Source organism: Streptomyces brasiliensis (assembly GCF_014647875.1).
Taxonomy (GTDB): Bacteria; Actinomycetota; Actinomycetes; order Streptomycetales; family Streptomycetaceae; genus Streptomyces; species Streptomyces brasiliensis.
The window spans coordinates 1-9977 of sequence record NZ_BMQA01000133.1 but is presented as its reverse complement, the minus strand read 5'-3'; the positions used below and the strand labels follow the sequence as shown (position 1 = coordinate 9977).

Here is a 9977-nt window from a genome sequence, read left to right as displayed (position 1 = left end):
GACATGCCGACGTCCTTGCGCGCCGCGTACACGGTCACTTCGGCCTGGAACGCGGCATTCATCCTGCGCCACTTCACGCGCTGCGCTTCGTGCTCGTCGTCGTCCAGGCCGGCGAGCTTCGCGCGCTCGGCTTCGGCGGCCCGTTCCAGGGTGATCAATTCGTCGGGAATGTCTGCCATGGGCAGATCATAAGACGGGCATACGAAAGCCCCCGCTTCGACACGTTTGGCGACCGAGGGGGCGCGCCGACCCGTCACACGCACGTCACTCTGGTGCGCATGGGCGTGAAATCTGACGGACCCAGGTCGTTAACCGTGGAGAATGTCAGACGGTGGCTCGACTTGGGCGCTGGAAGAACGCCCCCGACCTGCGATGCGGCAGGTCCACGATGCGTACGAGGGTGAAGGCCAACGGCTTTCAAGACCGCCCAAAAGGTCATGGTCCAAGGCCTGCTGACTAGGACGTTCGCTGTCTCTGTCTGGCTTGCGTGGGCGAATCTGGCCAGAGGATGGCCCCAGGACAGCACGGAAGGGCGCTCGCGTGTGATCACCGCTTCAGGAGTTCGATCCGGTGACCGTGCCTGCACTGCTCGCGGCAGCCCAGGTGTTGTTGTTGGAGCTGCCGGAAGATGTCCTGATGTGCGGTCATCCGCCGCCGTTGATGCCACGCGTGGATGTCATTCGATGCTCTGGCTGCTGTAGGGGGCAGCCGGACTCTCGGACAGCATGACGGTGTACAACAACTACGGACCGTCCGGGGTGAACCTCGGTGACGTGGTCAAGTAACGGAGACCCCATGCAACAGGAACCCGAACCGGGCGGCCCCCTGGCCCGTCTCACTTCCTTGGTCGCCCCACCGGCCGCGGGAGGCAACGTCCTGGACTGGGACAGTCTGACTGAGCGGTATCCGCGGGGGTTTCCCGACGACTACAAGGAGTTCATGCGCGTCTACGGGCAGGGCCTCTTCGACGATTTCCTCGGGGTGGTTCCGCCCGTGAACGAGGTGTATCCCAACGATCCCGGTGCCAATGTTGAAGGGGTAACGGGGGATGCCGAGCTGACGGCAGAGGAGGAGGACTACGACGCGCCCGAACTGCTCATCGGCTGGGGTTATACCGTCGAGGCGGACCTGCTGTGCTGGCGGGCGGACTCGCCGGACCCCAACAAGTGGGGGACGGTGATCTGGCGCCGTCACTGGGCGGTGCCCGAGTGCTGGTCGCACTTCAACTGCGGGATGGTCGAGCTGCTCTGCCGCTTCGCCGACCGGGACATCAGCAAGGACTGGACCTTCGACGACCTCCGCTATACCGGGGCGCGTTTCCTCCACGCCCGCGACGTCAAGTGCTACAGGCAACTCCGGATCGATCCGTGGGGCGCCGACGCCCCTCCGCAACTGTGAAGTGCACCAGTTTGGAAGACGAGTGATACGGGTGCGGGCTGCCCTGTGAAGCGTCTGACCTGGACCTGGGTCCCAAGGTGCCGCCGTTCCCCCTGAGTCCCTGCTGTTCCCCGGTCGATCGGGCATGCAGCGGGCACGCGCTACTGTCGGCATCATGGCCATCCTGGTGTCCGGCCGTAGCTTGGTCGAGGTCCTCGAGCGGCTCGATGAAGTGCCGGACGACGCGATTCTGCATGCGACGAAGCCCTGGTCCCCTGCCTCACCAACGTCCGTCTCAGATGACGACTGCCCGCCTGCCGGTTTCGCTTACCTGCTCGAAGTTGGGCTTGCCCATGAAGTGATCGAGGTCTGGTCGCGGTGGAGGGACGGCGCGCAGCCCACGGGTCTGCAGAAGTGCGAGGCTGTGCTCTACTACGCGACACATGACGCGTACCTGCCTCGAAACATCGATTAGATCTTCTGGAAGTGGTGCAGCCAGTTTCCCGTGTGGGAGTCTTCCTGAGCTGGGGCATTCTGGCCAGCGTAAACGCTGGCGATGGCTGTCGATGCCTGTCAACGGTGGTTCACCTCGGACGGCCCGATGGCGGCCCCGACTTCGCCGCGTCTCGTGTGAGGACGCGCGGTGTGCTCATGGGAGCCACGCTGCCTCTGACTGCCCGAAGAGCTCAGTGGGTGAGGCGAGCAGCACGGTGCGAAGCGCCGTGTCCAACCACCCGGGATCGATGGCCACGCCCGTGGTGCGTTCCATGAGCGCGAAGGACTCGGCGCACAAGGTCCCTATGTGGAAGGCGACCCCTTCTGCCCAGGCGGGGACCTCCGGTTCCGGGTCCATCAACGCCGCGTCCTCCAGCTCGAAGGGGTCGAACTTACCGTCTACGTGGCCATCAAGGGCGTGCATGACCTGGTACCGGGCATTCACACTGCGGTAGACGCTGAAGAACTCGCCTCCGTCAGCGGACGCTCGCCGGGCGATCTCCGGGATGCTGCCGTGGTAACCCCATTCGATGGCGATGACGCGTCGGTCGACGGTGACCACACGAAGCAGCTCGTAGTCCTCATAGAGGTGAGCTGCCTGCTCGTCAGCGGTCTCGGTGAAGGTCATCAGCCGCGACGCCCCGGGATCGCCACCGAACGCCTGGATCACCTCGTTCTCCGTTTTTCCTGCAATCACGGAGAAGGTATACGCATCGGGCTCATCGGCATCGGCCCAGGCGTATCGGGCGACGAGGTCTTCCCACCTCGCAGTGTCGCTGCGCTTCGAGCCCCGAGGCACGTCAGGAGTCATGGTGCCGCACCCTACAGAGCGGTCGGCGTAGCGACTTTGGCCGGGAGTTTCAATGACCAAGTCAAGCCCATGGGGCGCCCTCCGTCTGTGAGGACGGCGCCTCCTCTCGGGGATCGTCTGCGCCTCAGCCGACGAAGGTCAGCCACGATGGCGGCTACGCCGACCGATCAGGCGAGTGTGTGCCTCGCTGCACCCCCACCGGCCTCAACCACGCTGCCGTACTCTGTGGCCTCCAGAGCAAGCTGCCGGGCCGCCTTGGGGCTAGACAGTCAGAGCCGGAGCTCCGCGAGTGCTGGGTTGGCCGCGAGTCTTGGGTACTCAACGCTGAGTTGCGTCAGCACGGCTTCTCGGAGGACCAGCCAGGCGTTCTTGAGATCGACGCATTCACAGACGGCCTCTGCCGTTGCGTACGTGCATGAGACCCGCACCTTCTCACCCTCCGGGACGAAGCTGATCAGCTCGGCGTTCTCAGTGAAGCCGATCGTCGTCTGCTCGCCCCGCTCCAGGTGTCCGAGTGCACCCTTCATCGACCACAGGAAGTCGAAGACGGGCGTCCACGACCAGGGCGGGGTCAGCTCGGCCTCACCGATCGTGAACGCAAGGTCGGACAGGAAATAGTACCAGCGCAGGTCAGCACGGCTGACAACGGCGAGGTCCACTCCTGCACGGCTCTCTTGACCTTGGTCCGTGTATGGGCCGGTCCGGCGGTATTCGATCTTGATCATTGGGCCCCCTGTCAGCGATAGCGCGATACGACTGCCCATCTTCCGCCACGGGGTCGGCGGAGTTTCAGTGACGGAGTCAAGCCGCTTGCGTGGTGGGCGGGACGGGGGTGAAGGCCCGATTGTCGCGTAGCAGAGCCCAGAGGACGCTGGTCCGTCGTCGTGCGAGGGCGATGACGGCCTGAACGTGTTTGCAGCCTTCTCCGCGCTTTTTGAGGTAGTACTCCCGGTTGGGGCCGTCGCGGATGATGCTGGTTTGTGCGGACAGGTAGAAGACCCTGCGCAGCCGGCGGCTGTAGCGTTTGGGCCGGTGCATGTTGCAGGTGCGGCGGCCGGAATCGCGTGGGACCGGTACGAGTCCGGCTGCTGACGCCAGGTGGCCGGCGTCGGTGTAGGCGGTCAAGTTGCCTGCTGCGACAACGAACTCGGCGCCGAGGACGGGGCCCATACCGGGCAGGGACTCGATGATCTCGGCCTGTGGGTGGGTGCGGAAGGTGTCGCGGATCTGCCGATCGACGTGCTTGAGTCGGTCGTCCAGGGCCAAGATCTGTGCGGACTCGACACGCGGCTACGGAAGGCGCGTCGCGATCGCCTGCACAACGTTCATGGGCGGATGGGTGCCGGGCGGTCGCTGCCGATGGACTCGTCTGTACGGCGGTATTCGCGGTCGGTGAGCGTCTGCCAACCCACCAGAATTGCCAGGACAGCGAGCAGAGCGGATGAGGTGATCGTGGTTCCTACTCCGAGCCCGCCCTGCGTGACGGGCTTTTCCACGGCGTTCTCTGCCACCGCTCCAAGGGGGCGGGTCAGCACGTAGGCCGCCCAGAACAGCACCGTGCCCGAGATCGGGGTCAGATAGTGCGCGGCGAGGATCACGAGCATGGTCCCGGACAGCAGTAGAGAGCTGTCGCGGAAGCCGAGGCCCAGACCGCCGGAGAGGAAGTCACCGCTGGAGGTGCCCAGCGTGTTGGACACCAGTGTCGCGGTCCAGTACAAGATCTCGCCCTTCGTGGTGGCGATCCGCTCCACATCCATGGTCTGTCCGGTCATCCGCCAGCCGATCAGCACGATCACCAGGAGGCTGGTCAGCAGGATCGAGCCGCCGGCGTAGCCGAGCCCGGCAGTGCGGTTGATGTAGTCGGACATCGAGGTGCCCACGATGCTGGTGGTCAGAATGACCGACCAGAAAACCGCCGGGTGGAAGCGGTCGGCCTTGAGCTGCATTGCCAGGGTGAGCGCGAAGGCCATCAGGAAGATGATCGCGCCGACGGCGTAGCCGAGGTTCAGTGGCGCCATCGTGACGAAGTTCGATGCGGACTCGCCCAGCGTGGTGGCCACGATCTTGGTCGCCCAGAACATCGCGCCGACCAGTGGCAACTTGTTCACGGCAACTTTGGTCACTGAAGCTTCCATCCTCGCCCCTCATAAGGCACTGGTGCGTCGACTCCCTCGGACCGCAGATCTCGCCCGCGAGGCCATAGGTCCCCTGCAGGGGTGCTCGATCCCGCTTGACCGCGTTGATCCACCCGACAGGGCGATGGTTGAGGGACGCCCCGGGAGGTGAAGCGTCTGCTAAGAGTCATCACGTGATGCTGTGATGTCCGTCCGGTCTGTGTACGGAGCGGGCGCGCCTGGGTGGTGTGTTGTCCGTGCGGCCGGCTGTTCCGACGTGGGCCTTGTGCCGCTCGTTCGCGGGTGGGGTCTCATTCGGGGTTTGTCCGGTACCGGTCGGTGTGTTTTGCCGGGCAGAGGCCCGCGGCGGCCGGGGTGTCCCGGCGTGGGTGCTGCCGCGTGGGTGCGGCCCCGTGCGGGGCGGGCACCGCGCTGCGGTTGACTCGACAGGGCCTCTTGCAGCCCTGGATCACAGAGGATTTGCGTGTGGTGCGCCTGGACGATGTCCAGGCGCGCGGTGCTGGGGTCGTCCGGATCGGTGCAGTCCGAACACATCGCACAAGGCGGCATGAAACGGAGCGGCCACGACCTCCTCTGCGGCCCCTCAGCCATCGCCGAGTTCCAGAACCTCAAAACGTACGCAACCACCACACCCCGAACAGCCTGAGGCTCCGGCCCAGCGCGACCCACACTCCGCAGTTCCTGGCTCCGGCGTATGGCTGCGTCCAGGCCGGGCACAAAGGTAACTTCGAGGTGGTGAGGACAGGCGCGGTGGGGGACACCGGCAACAGAACGGGCACAAGTCCCGGTGATCTGGCGCCTCAGTGACCGGATCATCTTGGACAAGATGCTACAACTGCTGCGCCTCGGCTGTTCTGACGAGGCGATCGCCGACACAACCTGCTTGGCCACCACGATCCGAAGCCGCTGCGACGAGGGGATACGACAAGGCGTCTTCGCGCGCTCAAGCAGATCGCGCTCGACTCCTACGACGGGATCGTCGGCCTCGTCCTCGACCGGATCGCCGTAGACGACTCCATCACCAAGGCTGGGCTGAAGCCATCAGAGAATTGGATGATCGGCATGAGCATGCCGTTCCTGGCTCAAGCAGACGAGCAGCAGACCCTCGAGTGGATCGACGGAAGCACGTTCTCGGTCCTGCTCGACAGCAAGGCGACCGAAGGAAAGTTGACCGTGGGCCGTTTCCGGGTCGGCAAGGGGGAGGCTCCTCCCTTCCACATGCACACGCGTGAGGACGAGGTCTTCATGCTCATCAGCGGCAGCGCCCTGCTGTGGGCCGGGGACGAGCAGATGGAAATGACCGAGGGCGGCATCGTCTACCTCCCCCGCAACATCCCGCACAGCTACCGCATCACATCCGACACCGCCGACCTGCTCATGATCGCGACCCCCGGAGGCATCGAGGGCATGTTCCGTCATGCAGGACGCGATGTCAGGACACCCCGACCCGACAATTTCAAGCTCGACCCCGCCAAGATGGCCGAAGCCGCCGACCTGTACGGCCAGATCGTCCTGGGCCCACCCCGCTGAGCAGGGAGGGACAACAACCAACCCACTCACGGCACCGCAGCAGCACACCGGCGACAGACCGGGGCTTATCGCTCATGCCTTCATCGGACTCCGTCGGCGCAGCCGCGCCCGGTACCCCGGTCGCGGTCGACGCTGTCATCCACGGCACCGCAGCCGACCGCGGTGCGCGGTACAGCCTGGGACCTCCCGCGCCCTGGACCCAGGAGGTGTGCATCGTGAATTCGTCCAACGAGCTGGTCCTGGTGACCGGTGCCTCGGGCGACATCGGGCTGGCGACGGCGAGGCGGCTGGCCGCCGACGGGTTCCACGTGCTGGCTGGAGTGCGCGGCCAGGCCGCGGCGGACCGGGCGCAGGCCCCTGGGATCGAGCCCGTGATGCTGAATGTCACGGACGAGACCCAGGTGGCGGCGCTGGCCGAACGCGTCTCGCAGGAGCGCGGCGTCCGGAGGCTGCGGGCGGTCGTGAACAACGCCGGCATCGCGATCAACGGTCCTGACGAGACCGCCGCTCTCGGGGAGTGGCGGCGGCAGTTCGACGCCGGCGTCTTCGGCCAGATCGCCGCCACTCAGGTCCTGCTGCCCCCGGTCGTCGCCGCCAGAGGTCGCGTCATCAACATCAGCTCCGCTGGAAGCAAGGTCGCGATGCCGAGCTTCGGCGCCTGCTCCGGGGCGAAGTTCGCGATGGAGGCCCTCAGCGACTCCCTGCGACGCGAGGTCGAGGACGTCGGGCGTCGCGGACGGCCTCGGCCAGTTCGCGGGGCTGGAGGCTGAGTCGGCGGCGGTTCTGCTTGGCGCTGGTGCACTGCTCCTTGAAGGGACAAGGGATGCAGTCGGCGGCGGCAAAACTCACGACGGTCTTGGGCACGCCTTCGCGGAAGACGGGGGTGTCCAGCCCCGCTCGCTCGGCACGCTGCTCTGCGAGCGACAAGAGGTCCGCATCCATGTCGACGCCGATCACAGAACCGTTCGGCCCGACCAGGCGGGCCATCTGCAGCGTCATGTCGGCGGCCCCGTAACCGACTTCAAGGACGCTCATGCCGGTTGTGATGCCGGCCTGGGTCAGCAGTGCTCGCTGTGATCACGACAAATGGCACCCCTGGGCCCGCAAGTCCCGCGCGGCGGGGGCGCCAAGGCGCAGCAGCTTGTGGGGCTTGATCACGACATACTGCGGCGCTGAGGAGCTATCCACATACCAAGACAAAATATCTCGCCCATCGGATGTTTCCTAAAGTTACCGGAAGCCGGGCTCCTCACATGGCCCGACGAAGGTCGGACGGGGAAGACACTACGAGCCTGCGTGATCAAGGGCAAGCGCCTACTCGTCCTGCCGGGTGCCATGCTGCACCCGGCAGGGGTAGAAGGCGTTTACGGCACGCGCGCGGTCCATTCCTCGGTGGCAAACTTCGTCCGCACCAGCTCCTCCGCGCGGGCCATCTCCTCCGCCGTGATTTCGCCGGTGGTGAGTCCGTAGCGGTCACGGAAGGAGGCGATCATGTTCTCGATCACCTGCTCCCGGGCGAGGCCAGTCTGCCGACGGAGCGGGTCGACGCGCTTCTTGGCGCTCTTGGTGCCCTTGTCGGACATCTTCTCCTTGCCGATGCGGAGCACTTCGAGCATCTTGTCGGCGTCGATGTCGTACGACATCGTCACGTGATGCAGGACGGCCCCAGGGTCGCCGTCCGGACCGACGATCCGCTTCTGGGCGGCACCGGCGATCTTGCCAGCCTCGGTGGCGATGTCGTTGAGGGGCTGGTACCAGGCCTTGATGCCCATGTCGCCGAGCGCGCCCAGCACCCAGTCGTCGAGGTACGCGTAGCTGTCGGCGAAGGAGAGGCCTGAGACCAGCGATTCCGGTACGGACAGGGAGTACGTGATCGTACTCATGGGCTCTACAAACATGGCCCCGCCACCAGAAATGCGGCGAACCACGGTCACGCCATGCTTAGCGGCGCCTTCGGGATCCACCTCGTTCCGCAGCGACTGGAAGCTACCGATGATCACGGCGTTGGAGGCCCATTCCCATACCCGCAGAGTCGGTGCTCGTCGCCCGGCGGCCACCTCGGCGGTGATCACCTCGTCCAGAGCCATGTGCAGGGCCGGCGGCTGCGGCTCCATGTGCACCAGCTGCCAGTCGTAATCGCTCCACTCGGTTGCCTGGGCCAGGGCACGCCGGACGGCAATGCCGACGCCCTCCGTGGTCAACCCGAGCATGACAGTCGACTCTGGCAGCGCAGCCGTGATCCGAGCCGCCAGACCTGCGGCGTCCGTCGACGAGGGAGCGCCTTCCAGAGCGCTGTTGATCGAGAGGATCGCCTCGTCGGGCTCCAAGAAGAAGTCCCCAGCGACGCGCACGTTGCGCAGCACGCCATCCTCGACGTCCACATCAACGACGACCAACTTGCCACCGGGCACCTTGTACTCGCCATGCACGGCTCTGTTCCCCTTCCAGTGCGCGGCGTGTCCTGGGCCTGGTGCCCTGACACCTGGATAGAGGCGCACATTTTGTACAGCAGCTTAACAATGGCCCATAACGGGTGGATGGCGGGCCCCGGAGGAGCTGGAGAGCGGGTCGGCTATGGGTGCCTGACCTGCGGCCTTTGGCTTGCGTATGCAACAGGACCCGGCGGGGATAGCGACGCTGGATGCAGCGCAGGTCCGAGCCTCGGGCAGGCTTCGAACCTGCGCACACGGCTCCGGAGGGCATGCCTAGGCGGTTCCAGAATCGCCGCCTGACCTGCGCGTTTTCCCTGTCGCGCACAGTGCCCGGCTGATCTCTATCGCATACCGTGCGCGGGGCGACTTCGATCCGTAGCCGTGCTATTCCACCCGTACTGGCAAGAGCGCGGTCGCATCCCGGCGGCATGGGCGAAGCTGGTGGACTTGGGGCGGGGAGGAAGGACCTGGAGGTGACCGGCTCCATCTCGTGCAGCGGCGGTGCGGGCCATGGCCGAGCTGCCGCCTGACGCACAGCGGCTCCGAGCGATCCTTGCCTTCCTCGAAGAACAGATCGCCTGGCCACCTTATGGCGTCAAGTCACGGTTTTCAGTGACATGACGCGGTGTCCGCGATCGGGCTTACTGGATTCCAAGCCGCCCCGGCCGGGGCGGCCGAAAGACCGACATGAGGCCGGCTAGCCCGGGTTCCACGCCCCCGGTCCCATCCATGGCCGGGCCTCAACATGAACCAAGGAGCCAACCATGCATGAATCTCGCTGGATACGTCGTTTGCCCCTGGCTGCCGCCGCTGCGGCTGTGCTTGCCGGCGGCCTGGCGCTACCGGCCCAGACGGCCTTCGCGGCACCGCAGACCGGCGCGACAGCTTCCCATCCCAAGCCCCACCCCAAGCCTCATGCGAACGCGTCGAGGGTGAACAAGTGCAACTTCATCCACTATGGCGACTATGCCACCTTTGGTAAGCCTGGCGGGGTCGATCCGAAGGACTACTACGACTGCTACCCGCCCCACTGACCGCAGGTTCTCCGCCCGCGGGGCGGGCGGCCGGTGACGGCATGAGGTAGGGAAACTTCCACCGCACGGGGCTTCGGGCAAGGGCGCGTTCCGGGTGCTCGCGCTAGTAGGGCTTCGTTAGGTACCCCAACTGCCGTCTAACGGGTAGTGTGTGATCTTGTAT

The 9977-nt window shown here is 65.6% G+C and carries 10 protein-coding genes and 2 pseudogenes; 6 read left to right on the top strand and 6 right to left on the bottom strand.

Going from position 1 to position 9977, the window contains the following annotated elements:
* Positions 1-795: 795 nt before the first annotated feature.
* Both IEZ19_RS48270 and IEZ19_RS48265 read left to right on the top strand, forming a co-directional pair.
* On the top strand, positions 796-1398 hold the full coding sequence (locus tag IEZ19_RS48270; protein ID WP_189317718.1) for an SMI1/KNR4 family protein: 603 nt from the start codon (positions 796-798) through the stop codon (positions 1396-1398).
* 154 nt (positions 1399-1552) lie between these two features.
* Positions 1553-1852: a hypothetical protein gene (locus IEZ19_RS48265; RefSeq protein WP_189317717.1), complete on the top strand. Its 300-nt coding sequence runs from the start codon at positions 1553-1555 to the stop codon at positions 1850-1852.
* A gap of 174 nt (positions 1853-2026) precedes the next feature.
* On the opposite strand, the gene IEZ19_RS48260 is transcribed toward IEZ19_RS48265, so the two are convergent.
* The 4 genes and pseudogenes from IEZ19_RS48260 to IEZ19_RS48245 all read right to left on the bottom strand — a co-directional run bounded on the left by IEZ19_RS48260 (position 2027) and on the right by IEZ19_RS48245 (position 4791).
* Entirely contained in the window at positions 2027-2683 is a 657-nt protein-coding gene (locus IEZ19_RS48260; RefSeq protein ID WP_189317716.1) for a DUF6461 domain-containing protein, read from the bottom strand.
* 269 nt (positions 2684-2952) lie between these two features.
* Positions 2953-3408: a hypothetical protein gene (locus IEZ19_RS48255; protein ID WP_189317715.1), complete on the bottom strand. Its 456-nt coding sequence runs from the start codon at positions 3406-3408 to the stop codon at positions 2953-2955.
* Positions 3409-3484: 76 nt separating this feature from the next.
* Positions 3485-3961 (bottom strand): annotated as a pseudogene (locus IEZ19_RS48250) (transposase); the annotation flags it as partial.
* A gap of 47 nt (positions 3962-4008) precedes the next feature.
* Entirely contained in the window at positions 4009-4791 is a 783-nt protein-coding gene (locus tag IEZ19_RS48245; RefSeq protein ID WP_229841690.1) for a COG4705 family protein, read from the bottom strand.
* A gap of 823 nt (positions 4792-5614) precedes the next feature.
* Between IEZ19_RS48245 and IEZ19_RS48240 the strand changes: the two are divergent.
* The 3 genes and pseudogenes from IEZ19_RS48240 to IEZ19_RS48230 all read left to right on the top strand — a co-directional run.
* A pseudogene (locus IEZ19_RS48240) lies at positions 5615-5847 on the top strand (IS5/IS1182 family transposase); the annotation flags it as partial.
* A 33-nt stretch (positions 5848-5880) separates the two neighbouring features.
* The gene (locus IEZ19_RS48235; protein WP_189317720.1) at positions 5881-6348 is read left to right on the top strand and encodes a cupin domain-containing protein; all 468 of its coding nucleotides are present in this window, start codon (positions 5881-5883) and stop codon (positions 6346-6348) included.
* A gap of 215 nt (positions 6349-6563) precedes the next feature.
* Entirely contained in the window at positions 6564-7118 is a 555-nt protein-coding gene (locus IEZ19_RS48230) for an SDR family NAD(P)-dependent oxidoreductase (RefSeq protein ID WP_229841689.1), read from the top strand.
* Here the strand turns inward: IEZ19_RS48230 and IEZ19_RS48225 are convergent.
* Positions 7039-7395, bottom strand: a complete 357-nt coding sequence (locus tag IEZ19_RS48225) for a methyltransferase domain-containing protein (RefSeq protein WP_268248793.1) — start codon at positions 7393-7395, stop codon at positions 7039-7041. The genes IEZ19_RS48230 and IEZ19_RS48225 overlap by 80 nt on opposite strands.
* Before the next feature lie 317 nt (positions 7396-7712).
* Positions 7713-8777 carry a lipoate-protein ligase LplAB gene (lplAB, locus tag IEZ19_RS48220; protein WP_189317712.1) on the bottom strand — a complete coding sequence of 355 codons (1065 nt, stop codon included), beginning with the start codon at positions 8775-8777 and terminating at the stop codon, positions 7713-7715.
* Positions 8778-9544: 767 nt separating this feature from the next.
* Here lplAB and IEZ19_RS48215 point away from each other — a divergent pair.
* A complete protein-coding gene (locus IEZ19_RS48215; protein WP_189317711.1) occupies positions 9545-9814 on the top strand; it encodes a hypothetical protein in 270 nt (89 codons plus the stop codon).
* Positions 9815-9977: the final 163 nt, after the last annotated feature.

What these genes read in the sequence shown, in the direction of transcription:
- IEZ19_RS48270 (WP_189317718.1), top strand. Translation starts at nt 796, where the DNA reads ATGCAACAGGAACCCGAACCGGGCGGCCCCCTGGCCCGTCTCACTTCC.
- IEZ19_RS48265 (WP_189317717.1), top strand. Translation starts at nt 1,553, where the DNA reads ATGGCCATCCTGGTGTCCGGCCGTAGCTTGGTCGAGGTCCTCGAGCGG.
- IEZ19_RS48260 (WP_189317716.1), bottom strand. Translation starts at nt 2,683, where the DNA reads ATGACTCCTGACGTGCCTCGGGGCTCGAAGCGCAGCGACACTGCGAGG.
- IEZ19_RS48255 (WP_189317715.1), bottom strand. Translation starts at nt 3,408, where the DNA reads ATGATCAAGATCGAATACCGCCGGACCGGCCCATACACGGACCAAGGT.
- IEZ19_RS48235 (WP_189317720.1), top strand. Translation starts at nt 5,881, where the DNA reads ATGAGCATGCCGTTCCTGGCTCAAGCAGACGAGCAGCAGACCCTCGAG.
- IEZ19_RS48215 (WP_189317711.1), top strand. Translation starts at nt 9,545, where the DNA reads ATGCATGAATCTCGCTGGATACGTCGTTTGCCCCTGGCTGCCGCCGCT.